The organism is Burkholderia lata (assembly GCF_902499025.1).
Classification (GTDB): Bacteria; Pseudomonadota; Gammaproteobacteria; order Burkholderiales; family Burkholderiaceae; genus Burkholderia; species Burkholderia lata_C.
This window is the reverse complement of the sequence record NZ_CABVPW010000003.1, coordinates 346,862-363,784: the sequence shown is the minus strand read 5'-3', so window position 1 is coordinate 363,784 and position 16,923 is coordinate 346,862. Positions and strand designations below refer to the sequence as shown.

The 16,923-nt window shown below is 65.7% G+C and carries 18 protein-coding genes and 1 riboswitch; of the genes, 5 read left to right on the top strand and 13 right to left on the bottom strand.

From position 1 onward, the window contains the following. The 3 genes from BDI24065_RS04845 to BDI24065_RS04835 form a co-directional block, all read left to right on the top strand. Nucleotides 1-277 (top strand): response regulator transcription factor (locus tag BDI24065_RS04845; RefSeq protein WP_254601697.1); only part of this gene is annotated, 277 nt, incomplete at its 5' end. A gap of 230 nt (nt 278-507) precedes the next feature. Further along, nucleotides 508-1,632 carry a porin gene (locus BDI24065_RS04840; RefSeq protein ID WP_175030234.1) on the top strand — a complete coding sequence of 375 codons (1,125 nt, stop codon included), beginning with the start codon at nt 508-510 and terminating at the stop codon, nt 1,630-1,632. Between the two features lie 162 nt (nt 1,633-1,794). Then, entirely contained in the window at nt 1,795-2,499 is a 705-nt protein-coding gene (locus BDI24065_RS04835; protein WP_175030233.1) for a glutathione S-transferase N-terminal domain-containing protein, read from the top strand. Nucleotides 2,500-2,624: 125 nt separating this feature from the next. Here the strand turns inward: BDI24065_RS04835 and BDI24065_RS04830 are convergent, their stop codons facing one another. The 6 genes from BDI24065_RS04830 to BDI24065_RS04805 form a co-directional block, all read right to left on the bottom strand. Next, a complete protein-coding gene (locus BDI24065_RS04830) occupies nt 2,625-3,134 on the bottom strand; it encodes a flavin reductase family protein (protein ID WP_175030232.1) in 510 nt (169 codons plus the stop codon). Nucleotides 3,135-3,414: 280 nt separating this feature from the next. Next, nucleotides 3,415-4,443 carry a methionine synthase gene (locus BDI24065_RS04825; RefSeq protein ID WP_175030231.1) on the bottom strand — a complete coding sequence of 343 codons (1,029 nt, stop codon included), beginning with the start codon at nt 4,441-4,443 and terminating at the stop codon, nt 3,415-3,417. A 26-nt stretch (nt 4,444-4,469) separates the two neighbouring features. Continuing rightward, nucleotides 4,470-5,453, bottom strand: a complete 984-nt coding sequence (locus BDI24065_RS04820; RefSeq protein WP_175030230.1) for a DUF1852 domain-containing protein — start codon at nt 5,451-5,453, stop codon at nt 4,470-4,472. Between the two features lie 502 nt (nt 5,454-5,955). After that, the gene (locus BDI24065_RS04815) at nt 5,956-6,627 is read right to left on the bottom strand and encodes an epoxyqueuosine reductase QueH (RefSeq protein WP_175030229.1); all 672 of its coding nucleotides are present in this window, start codon (nt 6,625-6,627) and stop codon (nt 5,956-5,958) included. Nucleotides 6,628-6,762: 135 nt separating this feature from the next. Beyond that, on the bottom strand, nt 6,763-7,653 hold the full coding sequence (locus BDI24065_RS04810; protein WP_175030228.1) for a LysR family transcriptional regulator: 891 nt from the start codon (nt 7,651-7,653) through the stop codon (nt 6,763-6,765). A gap of 211 nt (nt 7,654-7,864) precedes the next feature. Further along, the gene (locus tag BDI24065_RS04805) at nt 7,865-8,380 is read right to left on the bottom strand and encodes a MarR family winged helix-turn-helix transcriptional regulator (protein ID WP_175030227.1); all 516 of its coding nucleotides are present in this window, start codon (nt 8,378-8,380) and stop codon (nt 7,865-7,867) included. Between the two features lie 129 nt (nt 8,381-8,509). Between BDI24065_RS04805 and BDI24065_RS04800 the strand changes: the two genes are divergently transcribed. Then, nucleotides 8,510-9,688 (top strand): MFS transporter, encoded by a 1,179-nt coding sequence (locus tag BDI24065_RS04800; protein ID WP_175030226.1) that lies wholly within the window; start codon nt 8,510-8,512, stop codon nt 9,686-9,688. Between the two features lie 13 nt (nt 9,689-9,701). Here BDI24065_RS04800 and BDI24065_RS04795 read toward each other — a convergent pair whose 3' ends face one another. Both BDI24065_RS04795 and BDI24065_RS04790 read right to left on the bottom strand, forming a co-directional pair. Then, nucleotides 9,702-10,571, bottom strand: a complete 870-nt coding sequence (locus BDI24065_RS04795; RefSeq protein ID WP_175030225.1) for a hypothetical protein — start codon at nt 10,569-10,571, stop codon at nt 9,702-9,704. 102 nt (nt 10,572-10,673) lie between these two features. After that, nucleotides 10,674-11,210, bottom strand: a complete 537-nt coding sequence (locus tag BDI24065_RS04790) for a MarR family winged helix-turn-helix transcriptional regulator (RefSeq protein ID WP_175030224.1) — start codon at nt 11,208-11,210, stop codon at nt 10,674-10,676. A 115-nt stretch (nt 11,211-11,325) separates the two neighbouring features. Here BDI24065_RS04790 and BDI24065_RS04785 point away from each other — a divergent pair, with 115 nt between their 5' ends. Next, a complete protein-coding gene (locus BDI24065_RS04785) occupies nt 11,326-12,237 on the top strand; it encodes a DMT family transporter (RefSeq protein ID WP_175030223.1) in 912 nt (303 codons plus the stop codon). Here BDI24065_RS04785 and cobM read toward each other — a convergent pair whose 3' ends face one another. The 5 genes from cobM to BDI24065_RS04760 form a co-directional block, all read right to left on the bottom strand. Next, the gene (gene cobM, locus BDI24065_RS04780; protein WP_175030222.1) at nt 12,238-12,966 is read right to left on the bottom strand and encodes a precorrin-4 C(11)-methyltransferase; all 729 of its coding nucleotides are present in this window, start codon (nt 12,964-12,966) and stop codon (nt 12,238-12,240) included. It abuts the gene before it with no gap. Nucleotides 12,967-13,009: 43 nt separating this feature from the next. Then, nucleotides 13,010-13,741 (bottom strand): cobalt-precorrin-6A reductase, encoded by a 732-nt coding sequence (locus tag BDI24065_RS04775; RefSeq protein ID WP_175030221.1) that lies wholly within the window; start codon nt 13,739-13,741, stop codon nt 13,010-13,012. Beyond that, nucleotides 13,738-14,826, bottom strand: a complete 1,089-nt coding sequence (locus BDI24065_RS04770) for a cobalt-precorrin-5B (C(1))-methyltransferase (RefSeq protein WP_175030220.1) — start codon at nt 14,824-14,826, stop codon at nt 13,738-13,740. Before BDI24065_RS04770 ends, BDI24065_RS04775 begins: the two co-directional genes overlap by 4 nt. After that, complete coding sequence (gene cbiE / locus BDI24065_RS04765; RefSeq protein ID WP_175030219.1) at nt 14,826-16,088, bottom strand: precorrin-6y C5,15-methyltransferase (decarboxylating) subunit CbiE; 1,263 nt, start codon at nt 16,086-16,088, stop codon at nt 14,826-14,828. Before cbiE ends, BDI24065_RS04770 begins: the two co-directional genes overlap by 1 nt. Nucleotides 16,089-16,229: 141 nt before the next feature. Further along, nucleotides 16,230-16,526, bottom strand: a complete 297-nt coding sequence (locus BDI24065_RS04760; protein WP_175030218.1) for a hypothetical protein — start codon at nt 16,524-16,526, stop codon at nt 16,230-16,232. A 142-nt stretch (nt 16,527-16,668) separates the two neighbouring features. Next, a riboswitch (cobalamin riboswitch) is annotated at nt 16,669-16,860 on the top strand. The last annotated feature ends 63 nt before the right edge of the window (nt 16,861-16,923 follow it).

Sequence of the window (16,923 nt, the reverse complement as noted above, 5' to 3'; positions counted from 1 at the left end):
GCACGCGCTGCCGCAGCCGCGCATCGTGCCGCCTGCCCCGCGCGTCGCGGCCAGCCCGCGCGCGGTGCCGAGCGTCGTGCTGACGCCGAAGGAGCGCGCGATTCTCGAGCTGCTCGCGCGAAACCTGTCGAACAAGGAGATCGCGGTGGCGCTCGCCGTCGGCGAGGAAACCGTGAAGTGGCACCTGAAGAACCTGTTCGGCAAGCTCGACGCCAGTTCGCGCAAGCATGCGGTGCGTCGCGCGCTGGTGCTCGGCCTGCTCGAAAGCGCGCCCTGACGTTGTAACGCCGGTTCCGCCAATCGGGCGCGTTGCCGCGCCCGCCTTCCTCCGATTCTCCGCAACCCTGCCCCCCGCGCATGGGGGGGAGCGGCCGCCCGCCGTTGCGTAGTCTTTCCGCACGGCTCGCACGGGCGACGCAGGTCACGCCTGCCCGCCCGCGTCGATGCTTCCCCGCTTTACCCGGACGGGCTCGATCCCGTGCGGTCCAATACGACCCTGGAGACTTCATGAAGACGAAACTGGCCGCGCTCGCGGCGCTTGCCGGCTGTTCGGCGCTCGCGCACGCGCAATCCTCCGTCACGCTCTACGGCGTGATCGACTCGGGCCTGCTGTACCAGAGCACGTCGGCGGCGTCGTTCAGCCCGACCGCGCCGAATACCGGCAAGGTGTTCCGCATGAAGGACGGCGGCATCTACTCGAGCTTCTGGGGCATCAAGGGCAGCGAGGACATCGGCGGCGGCTACAAGGTCAACTTCAAGCTGCAGGGTTCGTTCGACAGCGGTACCGGCAAGCTGCAACTGAGCGATACGCCGGGCACGGTCGCGATCTTCAACCAGGTCGCGTCGCTCGGCGTGTCGGGCCCGTTCGGCACGTTCACGGCCGGCCGCCAGATCGTGCCGATGATCTACGCGATGGCCGACACCGACGTGCGCAACGCGCAGTTCTTCGGCAGCGTGCTGGTCGCGTGGCTTGGGCTGAACACGGCGGCCGGCTGGTCGGGGACGAGCACCAACGCCGCGATCGGCGCGCTGTACGACAGCAATGCGCTCGTCTACCAGTCGCCGACCTTCGCGGGCGCGTCGATCGCGCTCGAATACGCGCCGGGCGGCGTGGCCGGGCAGTTCCAGGGCGGCACGCGCGAATCGGTCGTGCTGAAGTATGCGAACTACGGGCTGAATGCATCGGCGGTCTACTACAACGGCCACGACACGAGCCCGGCTCCGGGCGTCGCGCCGACCGGCGTCGACAACAACCGCTTCGTCTACGTCGGCGCGAAATACACGATCCGCGATTTCTCGGTGTCGGCGTCGTACGGCAATGGCAGGAATCCGTCGCATGCGGACAAGGTGAACCTCGACATGCTGTCGGCCGGCATCGGCTATCGCTTCACGCCCGCGCTGCAGGTGACGTCCGCGGTGTATTACCTGAAGGACCGCAACCAGTCTGCAAACAAGTCGACGGCGGTCGTGCTCGCGGCCGACTACAGCCTGTCGAAGCGGACGATGGTCTATGCGCAGGTCGGCCACGTGAACAACCGCGGCACGATGGACCAGATGCTCGTGTACGGGCAGCCGGTCGCGCCGGGCGTCGGCACGACGGCCGCGATGGTCGGGCTGCGACACAACTTCTGACGGTTTCCGGCCGTGTGGCGGGGGGCGCGCGCGGCCGCCATCGGCATCGATCGCCGGGATCGGCTACAGTGGGCGTTTTCGGCGCGCTCCGCCCCGCCGCCGCGCATCGAACGCGGCAGGTCGGAGGGAGCGCGGATCATCCCCTTCGACGAGCGAACCTTCATGTCCGACCTGTCCGCCTTCCCGATCACGCAAAAGTGGCCGGCCCAGCACCCCGATCGTCTCCAGCTCTACTCGCTGCCGACGCCGAACGGCGTCAAGGTGTCGATCATGCTCGAGGAAACCGGCCTGCCGTACGAGCCGCACCTCGTGCGCTTCGACACGAACGACCAGCTGTCGCCCGCATTCCTGTCGCTGAACCCGAACAACAAGATCCCGGCGATCATCGATCCCAACGGCCCGGACGGCAAGCCGCTGCCGCTGTTCGAATCGGGTGCGATCCTGATCTATCTCGCGGACAAGACGGGCCAGTTGATCCCGAAGGATCTCGCGGGCCGCTACGAGACGATCCAGTGGGTGATGTTCCAGATGGGCGGCATCGGGCCGATGTTCGGCCAGGTCGGCTTCTTCCACAAGTTTGCCGGCCGCGACTACGAGGACAAGCGCCCGCGTGACCGCTACGTCGACGAATCGAAGCGCCTGCTCGGCGTGCTCGACGCGCACCTCGCGAACCGCCAGTGGGTGATGGGCGATACCTACACGATCGCCGACATCGCGATCTTCCCGTGGGTGCGCAACCTCGTCGGCTTCTACGAAGCGGGCGACCTGGTCGGCTTCAGCGAATTCCGGAACGTCGCGCGGGTACTCGCCGCGTTCGTTGCACGTCCGGCCGTCGAGCGCGGGCTCAACATTCCGGCACGCGGCTGACGGGTTTTGCGGGCGCACGTTGTGCGGGCCGCGAACTGCAACGCCCGCCGCATTACGCGGCGGGCTTTTCGAAGCTGTCTTGTCCCCGCGCGAACAATCGCCCCTCAAGGAACGGCTGTCAACGCTCAAACCTCGGCATGCGCGGCAATATTGCGATATTGCCCTTTGAAATACAGCAATGGCTGCGTAGCAGCTGCTTGTTGCAGGTTCAACGCTTTCACTTCGCCAATCACGATCAGGTGATCGCCCGCGGCGTGTTCGGCATGGATTTCGCAATCGAGCCAGTGAAGGCTGCCGGCAATGATCGGGTTACCCAGCGGCGACGCTTGCCATTCGACTCCGTGCCACTTGTCCGTGCCCCGTCGCGCGAACTGGTTGGAAATTCCGGCTTGCTCATCCGACAGGATATTGACGGCGAATCGACCTGCCTGGCGAATCTTGGGATAGCTTCCCGAACCGGACATGACGCTGAACGACACCAGCGGCGGGCTCATCGACACGCTATAGAACGACTGGCAAGTGAAGCCGATCGGCTCGCCATCGGTGTGCGATGTAATCACCGTGATGCCGGATGCGTAGTGCCCGAGCGCTTCGCGAAAGCTCAATGGCTCGATGGCCGTGCTGGAAAGTGACATGGTAGGAACTGGATACGGGGTACAGCTCGAGCGAAGGCGGCTCGATCAGGGCAAGCAAACCCTTCACGTTGCCGCCTGAGCCATTTCGATCGGAAACAACTGACGGGCCTGCTTGCGCTTGCCGGCTTGATCGGAGTCGACAAAGATCCTTGCATCATCGGGATGCTCGAGCAACCTGGGCGGCGTACTTCAACAGATTCAGGGCGTTCTTTTAAGAAATTCCCTCGAATCTGCACCACCCCCGGTCCTCCCGAGCATCGCTTTCGATGTTGGCTCGGAACTAGTTCGAGAGTTCTCGCCGAACGATTTCCGCGCCCGCACTCAAGGCATTCAGCTTGCCTCTCGCGACTTCGCGAGACAAGGGAGCCATGCCGCAGTTGGTGCAAGGATAGAGCTTGTCGGCATCGACAAACTGAAGCGCCTTTCGCAACGTGTTGGCGACTTCCTCGGGCGTTTCAACGGTATGGTTTGCCACATCGATGGCCCCTACCATCACCTTCTTGCCTCGAATGAGTTCGATCAGCTCCATCGGGACATGTGAGTTGTGGCATTCCAGCGAAACCATGCCGATGCTGGATTTTTGCAGCTTGGGAAAGGCTTCTTCGTATTGCCGCCACTCCGACCCCAGCGTCTTTTTCCAGTCCGTATTGGCCTTGATGCCGTAGCCATAGCAAATATGCACGGCAGTCTCGCACTTGAGCCCTTCGATTGCCCTCTCCAGGGTCGCGACGCCCCACTCGTTCACCTCGTCGAAGAAGACATTGAACGCGGGCTCGTCGAACTGGATGATGTCGACGCCGGCGGCCTCCAGCTCCTTGGCCTCCTGGTTCAGGATCTTTGCGAACTCCCAGGCCAGCTTTTCGCGACTTTTGTAATGATCGTCGTAAAGCGTGTCGATCATGGTCATCGGGCCCGGCAGAGCCCATTTGATGGGCTGCTTGGTTTGCTGGCGCAAAAACTTGGCATCTTCAACGAACACCGGCTTTTGTCGAGCAACGGCACCCACGACCGTCGGCACGCTTGCATCATAGCGATCGCGAATTCTCACGGTCTTGCGGTTCGCAAAATCAACGCCGTCGAGATGCTCGATAAACGTCGTCACGAAATGCTGGCGCGTTTGCTCGCCGTCACTGACGATATCGATGCCCGCATGTTGTTGCTCTTGCAACGACAAACGCAAGGCATCCTGCTTGCCTTCGATCAACCCGTCGTCCTGCAATTTCCAGGGCGACCACAGTGTCTCGGGTTGTGCGAGCCAGGAGGGTTTGGGCAAACTGCCGGCAGTCGAAGTGGGCAACAATTTCTTCACAGTAGATGACCTTGTGTTTTGGTGAATCAAAGAGCGTAGTTAGCGGACCACTGCTCAAGAACGGCGTGGTACGGTTTGATGAAGTGCTCTTCGACAAACTTTCCCTGCTCGATAGCCAGCCGGCTGCGCTCTTCCCGATCGTAAACAATTCGAGTCAGCGAAAAATCCTGGTGCTTCAAGCTTGGCTGATAGGACTTCCCTGCTGCGGAATTCGCGTTGTAAATCTCGGGCCGATAAATCTTCTGGAACGTATCCATCGTGCTGATGGTGCCGATAAGCTCGAGATCGCTGTAATCGCCCAGCAAGTCGCCGGAAAAATAAAAAGCCAAAGGCGCGACACTGTTCGGCGGCATGAAATAACGAACCTTCAATCCCATCTTCTGGAAGTATTCGTCAGTCAGCGAGTATTCGTCCTGCAGGTATTCGATGCCCAACACCGGATGCTGATTGGCGGTCCGATGATAGGTCTTGCTGCTCGAGACGCTCAGGCAGATAACGGGTTGCTTTTTGAAATTGGCCTTGTAGGCGCTCGAGTTCACGAAGCATTTGAACAGCTTCCCGTGCAGGTCGCCAAAATTCTCCGGGGTGCTGAATTCGGCCTGATTCCGGGTGTGCTCCAGCAACAGAACGCTGAAGTCATAATCTCGCACGTAAGACGAGAAATTGTTGCCGACGATGCCTTCGATGTGCTCGCCGGTTTTTTGATCGACGATATTCGTTTTCAATATTTCAATCAAAGGGAGCGGAGTGTCGCTGTTTTCACCGCTAATGCTCATTTCAACGGAAATGATTTCAAGCTTGACGGCATAGCGATTGCCTTCAGGGTTGTCCCAATGCGCCAGGGCATTGAAACGGTTGTCGATCATCCTGAATGTGTTGCGCAAGTTCTCTTGACGACTTGTCCCTCTGGCCAGGTTGGCAAAGTTGGTCGTGATACGCGTACTGTCGGACGGACGATAGTCTTCATCGAAGCAAATGCGCTTGATGGTAAATGTAAAATCTTTACTCATTTTGATCTGACGCCCTGATTTCCGAGATGAGACCTGGATTCATCCCTTGGTTTTTTCGATGCTTTCCGATTTTATTTTCTGATCTTTGCTCAGAAATCTTTGCGATATCGGCATTGAAGACAAATTTTATGCCGGGCCATCCATGAAAAAAAGTGAATTAATCTCATCGAACCATTAGCCGCGTTCATGGTGTGGCGTGCCGGCTGGCGTGCTCGCCGGCTTGCCCCCTCAATGCGCATCTTCAGGGCCTGCCCAAGCTAGCTACGCGGTCATGCGACCCTTCATGTCCCGAGCCGTTCGAGTCCTGGGGCATCGGCGTCAGAGGCGTTGCTTGATTGCGTGGTTTGACCGCTCAGGCGCTCGGCCAGGCCGAGCGCTTGATGGCGAAGTCATGGAGCGAGCTTGGCGAACGCCTGGCGCGACAAGAAGGTTCGTTTGCTTCGGATCGAATCGACCGGCGAACCGTGAAAAGACGCGTGCGTAAAAGAGACGCGTGGCGAGCTCAGGACTCGATTGCCGAGTCGTCGTCGCCGTAGAACTTCACGCCCAGCTGAATGCGCTCCCGGCCGCTTTCCAGTCGATGCCGATTGGTGTCGCGTAGCGAGTAGACGCAGCCGCAATATTCCTGCTGGTAGAAGTTTTCCCGCTTGCTGATCTCGATCATGCGCGCGGAGCCGCCGCCTTTGCGCCAGTTGTATTCCCAATACAGCATGTCGGGATAGTGCGAGGCCGCGCGCACACCGCAATCGTTGATCTGCTGCATGTTCTTCCACCGCGATATGCCCAACGAACTGGTGATGGCAGGGAAGCCGTGTTCATGGGCATACAACGCCGTGCGCTCGAAACGCATATCGAAGCACATGGTGCAGCGGATGCCGCGCTCCGGTTCGTTTTCCATGCCCTTGGCACGCTCGAACCAGTTGTCGCGGTCGTAGTCGGCATCGATGAAGGGAATACCGAATTGCTCTGCAAACCGGATGTTCTCCTGCTTGCGTAGTTCGTATTCCTTCAGCGGATGGATATTCGGGTTGTAGAAGAAGATCGTGAAGTCGATGCCGGACGCCTGCATGGCTTCCATCACTTCGCCCGAGCATGGCGCGCAGCAGGAATGCAGCAGCACTTTCTTGTGCCCGCCCGGTAACGCCAATGGCGTGCGTTCGATAGTGGATGCCATGAGAACTCCATGAAATACGCCCGCATTCGCCGGACTGGGTAACCGCCGATTGTCGCCTCCGACCGGGAGCAATGAAAATGGATATGTTTTCATGTTCCCATGAGCCGCATTCATGGAACCCGCTGCCACGAAGCATCAAGCCACGTCGGGCCTTTTCGCCTGTTCGATGAACGCACGCAGGTAATCGGTACCCACGTCCGCCTCGCGAGCCCCCAGATAGATGTGTTTCGCAATGCCGTGCTCGCCCAGCCTTACCGGCACCACATCCATCTTGTCCGCGTATTCCAGCACCAGCCAGCGCGGCAGCGCAGCCACGCCGCGGCCGCTGGCGACCATCTGCAGCATGATGTCGGTGGTCTCGATCGCCTTGTGGCGTTTGGGCGCGATGCCGGCCGGCGTGAGGAACATGCTGTAGATATCCAGGCGGTCGACCGGCACCGGGTAGGTCACCAGCACCTCGTTGCTCAACTGCTTGGGCTGGACGTATTCCTCCTCGGCCAGCTTGTGATTGCCGGCAACGACCAGGACTTGCTCGTAGTCGAACACCGGTTCGAATACCAGGCCGGGCTTGTCCAGCGGATCGGGGGTGACCAGCAGGTCGATCTCGTAACCGAACAGCGCGCCGATGCCGCCGAACTGGAATTTCTGTTTTACGTCGACGTCCACATCCGGCCACGCGGCCAGATACGGCGACACGACTTTCAACAGCCACTGGTAACAAGGGTGACATTCCATGCCGATGCGCAGCGTGCCCCGCTCCCCCTGGGCGAACTGCTGCAAGCGCTCTTCGGCCAGATTCAGCTGCGGCAGCACCCGGTTGGCCACCGCCAGCAGATATTGGCCGGCCTGGGTCAGGCGCAGGCTGCGGCCTTCGCGCAGCCAGATGTCGGTGCCGAGCTGCTGCTCCAGTTTCTTCATGCTGTGGCTCAACGCCGACTGCGTCACGTGCAGGACGCCTGCGGCTGCGGTCAGCGAACCCTGCTTTTCCACCTCCTGAACGATGGACAAATGAATACGGTCAAGCATGGTGAATGAGTGAAATTCATATTTTGTTGAGATAAGGCAATGTTACTTCATCGTTTTCGCCCTCGCGATCCGTCAATCGAAGGATTTTTGGGGAGAGCGCCATGGCCCCATTCACCACCTAGGCTTTCCGCGCATCGGTGCAACGCGTGAACTGAAGCTTGCACAGGAGTCGTGCCGGGAGGTCGCAGTGTGCGTCACGCATTCGGCCGTGCTACTTGCCGCCAGCCCCTTTCGACGCTTCGTCTTCCAGCCCCGCGAGCAGTTTTTCCAGCAGTTGCGACAACTGCGCCTGTTCCGCGTCCGACAGCACGGCCAGCAGCGCGCGCTGGTTGTCGATGTGCGCAACGACCGCGTCGTCGATCAGCGCGCGACCGGTATCCGTCAGCGCGACGAGCGTGCCACGCCCGTCGGCCGGGTTCGGCCGGCGCTCCACCCAACCGGCCTTCTGCAACCGGTCGATGCGCGCCGTCATCCCGCCCGACGACATCATCAGTGCGTCGTACAGCGCCGTCGGCGTCAGCGCGAACGGCGCCCCGCCGCGCCGCAACGTCGCCAGCACGTCGAATTCGCCCGGCTGCATCCCGTAGCGCGCAAACAGCGGATTGAGACGGTCGCGCGCGATCACGAGCGCCACCTCCTGCAGCCGCCCCATCACGACCATCGACGACGCGTCGAGATCCGGGCGCTCGGCGCGCCATTGTGCGAGCGCATGCGCGGCTCGATCCATTAACCCTCCTCGGCTCACCAGTTATCTTGACGTCGAGATAAATCAGCATTTATCTTGATGTCGAGATACTTTACATGAAAAACGCGCGGCACCTCCCCGGGGCCGCGCACCGATTTCGAGGGCTTTGCGATGAATCGCTTCACTTCCCCCGGATGGCGGCTCGCCGCCATCGTGCTTGTCGGGCTGAACCTGCGACCGGCGCTCGCCGCGGTCGGTCCGCTGCTCGACATGATCCAGCGCGCGACTGGCATCAGTGACGGCGCGGCCAGCCTGCTGACGACGATCCCGATCCTGCTGATGGGGCTCGGCGCACTGAGTGCGCGGCGCCTGCAACGCCTGACCGGCATCGCGGGCGGTGTCTGGCTCGGCGTCGCGCTGATCGGGCTGGCCTGCGTGTCGCGCGTCGGCGCGCAGCACGCGTGGCTGCTGCTCGCGAGCGCCTGCTGCGCGGGCGTCGGGATCGCGATGGTGCAGGCGCTGCTGCCCGGCTTCGTGAAGGCGCATTTCGCGACGCGGATCGGCGGTGCGATGGGCGTCTATTCGACGTCGATCATGGGCGGCGCCGTGCTCGCGAGCGTCGTCGCGCCATTCGCCGCGGCCCACTGGGGCTGGCTCGCCGCGCTCGCGGGCTGGGCGCTGCCGGCGGCGGTGGCCGCACTCGCGTGGCCGCTGGCCAGCCGCGGCGGCGACGCGCTCGCCACCGGGCCGACGTCGGCATCGAGCGCACAGCCGTCGCGCTCGCCACGCGCGTGGCGGCTCGCGCTGTTCTTCGGGATCGCGACCGGCGCGTACACGCTCGTGCTCGCGTGGCTGCCGCCGTACTACATGCGGCTCGGCTGGTCGCCGACGTCGGCCGGCAGCCTGCTCGGCGGCGTGACGCTTGCGGAAGTCGTCGCAGGGCTGACGATCTCGGCCATGATCGACCGCCTGCCCGATCGCCGGCCCGCGCTGCATGCGGCGATCGCGTCGCTGTTCGTCGGCTTGCTGGTGATGCTGGCCGCACCGGAAGCGCTCGCGTTGCCGGCCGCGCTGCTGATGGGCGCGGGGATCGGTGCGCTGTTTCCGCTGTCGCTGATCGTCACGGTCGACCATGCGACGACGCCGGCCGATGCCGCGTCGCTGACGGGCTTCGTGCAGGGTATCGGCTACCTGATCGCCGGGCTGTTCCCGTTCGCGGCGGGTATCGTGCGCCAGCATCTCGCGGACCTGACGCCCGCGTGGATCGCGATGGCCTGCCTGTGTGTCGCGCTGTTCGCACTCGCGGCCGGGTTTGCACCGAAGCGGGTGCTGCACGCCGCGCGTGCGTAGCAGCGGCCGCCGCTCAGTTGACCGGCTCGCAAAACGAGATCTTGTCGCGCAGCGCGTTGCCTGCGGCGACCGGGTCTCGTCCGGCCGGCAGCGTGACGGAAACCGACGTATGCCCGGTCTTGCTCTGCGGTTCCTGGCCCGGCCAATGGCGCTCTTTCCAGGTGGCGATCCAGTCGAGATTGCCCCCGCTCGCGCCGGGCACGAAGCGCAGCCGCAGCGAACCGTCGAAGTCCTCGCTGCAATGCGGCGAGTGCTGATAGTCGTGCTCGGTGAAGCAGGCGCGAATCTGCTTGCTGCAGCTGAACGGGAGCTTCGACACGCGCGGCGTGCCGGCGTGCCCGCCGTTCGGCCGCAGTTCGACGAAGTCGGCGTTTTCCCAGCTTCCGCCACCGCCTGAGTAACTTTCGGACCAACCGGCCAGCACCGCGACCGCGAAGCGCTCGCCGCCCAGCGGGTACAGCGCGGGGTAGATCCGGAGCGGCGGCGGCTGGCCGTCGCCATCAACCCGGTCGGCGGGCTGGTAGTCGGAGAAGTCCCACTGCTGCACGACCTTCCAGCCGGCGGCGGACGCGAAACTCGCTTTCAGCAGCTGCGGGCCCGGCAGGATCGCGTAGTAGAGGCCCGACGCGTCGTTCCTGGCCCGGTACAGCGACGGCGCGTTGTCCGCGTCGCCTGACTGGCCGGGGGCGCCGCACGATGCCGACGCCAACCCGCAAAGCGTGTGCTGCCAGTCGCGATCGGGCACGGCGGTTTTTGCGACCTCGACAAAGGGCACCGCGCGGGCTTCGTTCGCTTCGCCGGCGGCACTGACCGCGGATGCCGCCAGCAGCGCGGCCGTCAATCCCGCCAGGCCGAACATGCCTGATCGAATACGGGTACTCATTCAACGGTGTCCTTGTAAGGTGGCTTACGCACTGCGCCGCGATCGTGCGAAGTGGCCCAGTCTGCCTGAAAGCGCCCGCCCCGCCCAGATGACGTGCCGTTCTCAGCCGTCCGTTTCCCGTTCCGCCTCGAATCGCCGGCAGGCGCGCTCGGACGGGCAGCGCCGCAAGTCGCACGCGTCTTCGTCGCACAGCCGGCAGATGCGGATCGCGTTGTGCATGTCGTCGGCCAGCGCGCCGACCAGTTGCTCGCAGATCGGGATGAGCTGCGCGCATTGCTCCGGCGTCAACGTGCGCGTGAGGTCCGCGATCGCCGCGCCGCGCGCTGCAAGCACCTGCTGCACCGCATCGTGCCCGGCCTCGGTCAGCGTCAGCACGACGGTGCGCCTGTCGTCGCCGGGCTCGCGTGCGACGAGCCCTTCCTGCGTCATCCGCTCGGCGAGCCGCACGGCCGACGAATGCACGAGCATCAATTGCCGCGCCAGCGCGTCGATCGTCAGCGCATGCGATTGCGACAGCAGCACCAGCGCATCCACGCTCGAACCGTGCAGCCCCGTGTCGCGGGCGATCGCGTCCTCTACCCGGTCGTTCAACCCAAGCGCGAGCGCGCCCAGCAAATTGTTCAGGCGTTGCCTTTTCACGTAGCCGCTCCTAGTATATGTGTGCGTCACGCATATAATTTAAACCATCGTTTCACCGATGTCAGCCGCCGCACGCCCGCATTCTACGGGTCGACAGGCCGAGTGGAGTCACCGCATGAACGACAACGCGCGCAAGACCGGATGCCTGCTCATGGCGACGCTGTGCTGGGGCGTCGCCATTCCGTTCAGCAAGATGGCGTTGCCTGCCCTGTCGCCCGCGTGGCTCATCGTGCTGCAGATCGCCGCCAGCGTCGCGGTGCTCGCGTGTCTCGCCGCCGTACAACGTGTGAGCGTGACAGGCATCGCCCCGGCGCAGGTCGCCGTCGTCGCGCTGATCGGCATGCTCGAACCGTGCGGCGCGTACTACCTCGGGTTCGTCGGCATGCAATCCACGTCCGCGCTGCACACGTCGGTGATCTTCGCGCTCGAACCGCTCGGCATCCTCGCGTTCAACATCGTGCTGTTCCGGTTCAGGGTCGACAGGCGGCTGCTGGTCGCGGGCGTCGTCGCGTTGATGGGTGTCGTCGTCATCACGCTCGGCGATGCGTCGGCGGACGGGCACGCGTCGCTGCGCGGCGATGCGCTCGTGTTCGCCGGCGTGATGGTAGCCGCGCTGTACGTGTCGCTGTCGACGCAGGCCGTGACGCTCCCGTCCGCGACGGCGATGCTGCTCATCCAGCAGGCTGGTTCGCTGCTCCTGGCGCTCGTCCTGCTCGGCATCGACGTGAACAGCGGCGGGCCGCACCGATTGCCGGCGTGGCCGGCCGTGTGGCCCGCGCTGGCGATCGGCGTGCTGCAGTTCACGCTCGCGTTCCTGTTCTATTTTCGCGGTGCGCGCGACAACGCATCGTACTGGAGCGTGGTCGTGCTCAACCTGATCCCCGTCATCGGCATCGTCGCGTCGATCCTGATCCTCGGCGAATCGGCATCGCCGATCTACTTCGTCGGCGGCGCGATCACGATCGGCGCGGCGCTTTACACGCACCTGCGTGAACGCCGCACCGAACTCGGGCCGGTCCGCGCGTAGTCAGCCCGCGCTCGCGTACAGCGTCGAATCCGCGAACCCTTCGGCGTCGAGCACGCGCCCGATCAGGATCAGCGCGGTGCGCTCGATCTGCGTGCCGTGCACCCTGGCGACGATGTCGGCGAGCGTGCCGGTCACGCGTTCCTCATCGGGCCAGCTCGCGCGATAGATCACCGCGACCGGGCAATCGGCGCCGTAATGCGGCATCACTTCGTCGACGATGCGGGCGAGATGGCGCACGCCGAGATGGATCGCGAGCGTCGCGCGATGCGCGGCGAGCGAGCCGAGCGCTTCGCCTTCCGGCATCGTCGTCTTGCCCGCGAAGCGCGTGAGGATCACCGTCTGCGCGACGCCGGGCAGCGTCAGCTCGACGCCGAGCGTGGCCGCGCATGCGGCCGTGGCCGTCACGCCGGGTACGATTTCGTACGGAATCCCGAGCGCCTTGAGACGGCGGATCTGTTCGCCGATCGCGCCGTACAGCGACGGGTCGCCTGAGTGCACACGCGCGACGTCCTGCCCTTTCGCGTGCGCGCCGGCGAGCAGCGCGACGATGGCGTCGAGGTCGAGTTCGGCCGTATTGACGACCTGCTCCGCGCGATGGCCGTCGAGCACGGCCGCCGGCACCAGCGAACCCGCATACAGGATCACCGGGCACGTGCGCACGAGGCGCTGGCCCTTCACCGTGATCAGCTCCGGGTCGCCGGGGCCCGCGCCGATGAAATACACCGTCATCGAAAAATCTCCGTCAATTCAAGGGGTGACCGGCCGCACGGCGTCATGCGCGCGTGGCCGGATCGAGCGCGTCGATGAGCGCCGCGGCCGAATCGAACGCGCGGTCGGCGTCGGGCAGCGGCGGCCGGCGCAGCATCACGACCGGCAGCCTGCGTTCGCGCGCGACGTCGAGCTTGGCTTCGGTGGCTGCGCCACCGCTGTTCTTGCTGACGACGACGTCGATGCCCATCAGCGCGAACAGCGCGCGCTCGCCGTCGAGCGTGAACGGCCCGCGCGCGGCGACGATCTGCGCCCGCGCGTTGCCGGGATGTGCGTCGAGGCAGCGCACGAGCCAGAACTGGTGCGGCGGGATCGCGTCGAGATGCGCGAGCGGTTCGCGGCCGAGCGTGAACAGCGGCCGCGTGAACGGCGCAAGCGCGGCCTCGATACCGGCCCAGTCGTCGACCATGCGCCAGTCGTCACCGGGTTGCGGCGTCCACGGCGCGCGACGCAGTGCCCACAACGGCACGCCCGCTTCACGTGCCGCGGCAGCGGCATTCGCACTGATCCGCGCGGCATAAGGATGGGTCGCGTCGATCACGAGGCCGATGCCGGCGTCGCGCAGATACGCGGCTAGCCCGGCGGCACCGCCGAAGCCGCCGACGCGCACGTCGCAGCGCAGATCGTCAGGCACCTTGCCGAGCCCGGCCAGGCTGTAGACGTGACGCGGCCCGAGCGCACGCGCGATTTTCAGTGCGTCGCCGGTGCCGCCGAGCAGCAGGATGCGCACGCTCATCGCGCCTCCCCGACGAAGCGGCCCTGCCGGTCGATCGCGAACATCTCGACGGCGACCGACGGCGGCACGATGTCGCGCGCGACGCGCAGCGCCTGCGCGCAGACGAGATCGCCGAGCGGCACGCCGTCGGCGTGCGCGAGCTTCAGCGCTTCCTGGCTCGTGTTCGCAGCGCGCATCGCGGCCTGCAGCGTGTCGCTTGCGCCCGCGTCGGCCGCCCACTGCGCGAGCAGCGGCAGGTCGATGCTCGAATGGCGGCTGTGCAGGTCGAGATGGCCCGCGGCGAGCTTGCTGAGCTTGCCGAAGCCGCCGCACATCGACAGCCGCGCGACCGGTGCGCGCCGCAGGTGCTTGAGCACCGCGCCCGCGAAATCGCCCATCTCGATCAGCGCCATGTCGGGCAGGTGGTAGTGCGCACGCATCGCGTCTTCGCTGGCGTTGCCCGTGCAGGCGGCGATATGCGCGATGCCGTTCGCGCGCGCGACGTCGATGCCCTGGTGGATCGACGCGATATAGGCCGAGCACGAGAACGGCCGCACGATGCCGGTCGTGCCGAGGATCGACAGGCCGCCGACGATGCCGAGGCGCGGGTTCATCGTCTTCAGCGCGAGCGCTTCGCCGCCTTCGACGCCGATCGTCACGTCGAAGCCGCCCGCGTAGCCATGCTCGGCCGCCAGCGCTTCCAGGTGCGTCGTCATCATCTGGCGCGGCACCGGGTTGATCGCCGGTTCGCCGACCGGCAGCGTCAGCCCCGCGCGCGTGACCGTGCCGACGCCCGGCCCCGCGTGAAACCGCACGCCGGGCGCCGCCGCGAGCGCGACGCGCGCGAAGATCAGCGCGCCGTGCGTCACGTCCGGATCGTCGCCGGCATCCTTGATCGTGGCGGCTTCCGCACCGTCGGCCGTGGTCCGGCAGAACTCGAGCCGCATCATCACGCGCTGCCCCTTCGGCAGCACGATCTCGACCGCGTCGTCCGCCCGGCCCGCGAGCAGCAGCCGCGCGGCGGCGAGCGACGTCGCGGTCGCGCAGCTGCCGGTCGTATAGCCGAAGCGTAGCGGCGCGGGCTGTTCGGGGGTCTCGTCGCGCATCACGCGTCCGTTGCGTCCGGTGCGTTCGCGGTGGCCGACGATGCGGTCGTGTCGGCCGCGTCGGGCTTGCGCACGTCGTACAGCGTGACCGGCAACGGCTGCCGCCACGTATCGAAGCGGCCGAGCGGCTCGGCATGCGCGAGCGACACGCGCGTGAGCGTGCCGCCATGCGCGTCGCGCCACGCGGCGAGCGCCATCTCGCCCTGCAGCGTGACCGCGTTCGCGACCAGCCGGCCGCCGGGCTTCAGCGCTGCCCAGCACGCGTCGAGCACGCCGGGCGCGGTCGCCCCGCCGCCGATGAAGATCGCGTCGGGCGCGGCGAGTCCCGCGAGCGCATCGGGCGCGCGGCCCGCGACGAGCTGCAGGCCCGGCACGCCGAGCGCGTCGCGGTTGTGCTCGATGAAGCGCTGCCGCTCCGCATGCGCTTCGATCGCGATCGCCTGGCATGACGGATGCGCGCGCATCCATTCGATGCCGATCGAGCCGCTGCCGGCGCCGACGTCCCACAGCAGCTCGCCGGGCACGGGCGCGAGGCGACCGAGCGTCATCGCGCGCAGGTCGCGCTTGGTGAGCTGGCCGTCATGGCGGTACGCATCGTCGGGCAGGCCGGGCGTGAGCGCGCGGCGCGGCGCGTCGGGGCCGGCCCGGCAGTCGAGCGCGACCAGATTCAGCGCGGCCGTTTCGTCGATGCGCCAGTCCTGCGCGAGCCCGTCGAGCCGCCGCTCGAGCGGGCCGCCCAGATGTTCGAACACGCTGATGCGCGTCGGCCCGAAGCCGCGTGCGACGAGTTCGGCCGCGACGGCGGCCGGCGTCCGGCCGTCGGCGCTCAGCACGAACAGGCGGCGGCCGGGCAGCAGGTAACGCGCGAGCGTCGCAAGCGGCCGGCCGACGAGCGAGACCGCGCCGATATCCTGCAGCGCCCAGCCGAGGCGGGCGGCTGCCAGCGACAGCGACGACGGCGCGGGCAACACGCGCCATTCGCCCGGGGTCAGCGTGCGTGCGAGCGTGGCGCCGACGCCGAACAGCATCGGGTCGCCGCTGGCGAGCACGCAGACGGGCGACGCGCGACGCGCCAGCACACCGGCGAGATCGAACGGCGACGGCCACGTTTCGCGCGCGGTCGGCAGCCGCGCGGGCAGCATGTCGAGATGCCGCTTCGCGCCGACGACGAGCGTCGCGTCGAGCAGCGCGCGACGCGCGCTGCGTCCGAGCCCCGCGTAACCGTCGTCGCCGATACCCACTACCGTCAGCCACGCCGTCATGCACCCTTCCCCATCGTTCGATTCCCTACCGTTTGTTGCGAGGCGCGGCTACCGGGCCGCCGCGCGTTGATTCGTTGATGATCCTGATCCGCTCCCGCGCCGGGCGTGTCGCCCGCCCGCCGGTGCGATACGGCGACGACGTCAGCCGCGCGGCACAGGGCCAATCAAGACCAGCAAGCCCAGATACATGCCGCCGATCGACGCGATCAGCAGCCAGCCAAGCAGCAACCACATGAGCGAGCGTGCACCGCTTTTCCTGTACAGGAACGTTCCGCCCGCCACGATCGGCACGCCGAGGCCGGCGAGCCCGACATTCTTCGGCCACTCGGCCGACGGCGCAAGCGGGATCAGCATGCACGCGAGCAGCATCCAGGCCGGGATGGCCAGCAGGCCCAGTGCAATGCCCATGCCGAACAGCTCCGTCCTGGTGAGTTTCATGGCGGATTCCGGCGGTCGCCGATCTGATGTCGAGCCGCCAATCGTACCATTTGCAAGATAGAGCAAAACCGGCTGCGACCGTGCTGCGACGCGGGTGCGCGGCGCATCGACAATGCTGGATCGTCGTGAAAATCGGGTATCCTACGGCCGTTCGTTCGCCGGTGCCCCTCGGGGCCGAAGAGGGAACACAGGGCGCGCCACGCGCCGCTGTGGCTGCCCCCGCAACTGTAGACAGCGAGCCGATCTCCCCCCTCATGCCACTGGTTCCACCGGGAAGGCCGGGAGCCGGCGCCGACCTGTCAGCCAGGAGACCTGCCGGCCAGAAAGTGCGTGCGTGCCAGTCGGCGTCGGGCGGGGTGTACCGATGCGTTGGCCGCGGCGCGACACTGCCCCGGTA

What these genes read in the sequence shown, in the direction of transcription:
- BDI24065_RS04840 (WP_175030234.1), top strand. Translation starts at nt 508, where the DNA reads ATGAAGACGAAACTGGCCGCGCTCGCGGCGCTTGCCGGCTGTTCGGCG.
- BDI24065_RS04835 (WP_175030233.1), top strand. Translation starts at nt 1,795, where the DNA reads ATGTCCGACCTGTCCGCCTTCCCGATCACGCAAAAGTGGCCGGCCCAG.
- BDI24065_RS04830 (WP_175030232.1), bottom strand. Translation starts at nt 3,134, where the DNA reads ATGTCACTTTCCAGCACGGCCATCGAGCCATTGAGCTTTCGCGAAGCG.
- BDI24065_RS04820 (WP_175030230.1), bottom strand. Translation starts at nt 5,453, where the DNA reads ATGAGTAAAGATTTTACATTTACCATCAAGCGCATTTGCTTCGATGAA.
- BDI24065_RS04815 (WP_175030229.1), bottom strand. Translation starts at nt 6,627, where the DNA reads ATGGCATCCACTATCGAACGCACGCCATTGGCGTTACCGGGCGGGCAC.
- BDI24065_RS04810 (WP_175030228.1), bottom strand. Translation starts at nt 7,653, where the DNA reads ATGCTTGACCGTATTCATTTGTCCATCGTTCAGGAGGTGGAAAAGCAG.
- BDI24065_RS04805 (WP_175030227.1), bottom strand. Translation starts at nt 8,380, where the DNA reads ATGGATCGAGCCGCGCATGCGCTCGCACAATGGCGCGCCGAGCGCCCG.
- BDI24065_RS04800 (WP_175030226.1), top strand. Translation starts at nt 8,510, where the DNA reads ATGAATCGCTTCACTTCCCCCGGATGGCGGCTCGCCGCCATCGTGCTT.
- BDI24065_RS04795 (WP_175030225.1), bottom strand. Translation starts at nt 10,571, where the DNA reads ATGAGTACCCGTATTCGATCAGGCATGTTCGGCCTGGCGGGATTGACG.
- BDI24065_RS04785 (WP_175030223.1), top strand. Translation starts at nt 11,326, where the DNA reads ATGAACGACAACGCGCGCAAGACCGGATGCCTGCTCATGGCGACGCTG.
- cobM (WP_175030222.1), bottom strand. Translation starts at nt 12,966, where the DNA reads ATGACGGTGTATTTCATCGGCGCGGGCCCCGGCGACCCGGAGCTGATC.
- BDI24065_RS04775 (WP_175030221.1), bottom strand. Translation starts at nt 13,741, where the DNA reads ATGAGCGTGCGCATCCTGCTGCTCGGCGGCACCGGCGACGCACTGAAA.
- BDI24065_RS04770 (WP_175030220.1), bottom strand. Translation starts at nt 14,826, where the DNA reads ATGCGCGACGAGACCCCCGAACAGCCCGCGCCGCTACGCTTCGGCTAT.
- cbiE (WP_175030219.1), bottom strand. Translation starts at nt 16,088, where the DNA reads ATGACGGCGTGGCTGACGGTAGTGGGTATCGGCGACGACGGTTACGCG.
- BDI24065_RS04760 (WP_175030218.1), bottom strand. Translation starts at nt 16,526, where the DNA reads ATGAAACTCACCAGGACGGAGCTGTTCGGCATGGGCATTGCACTGGGC.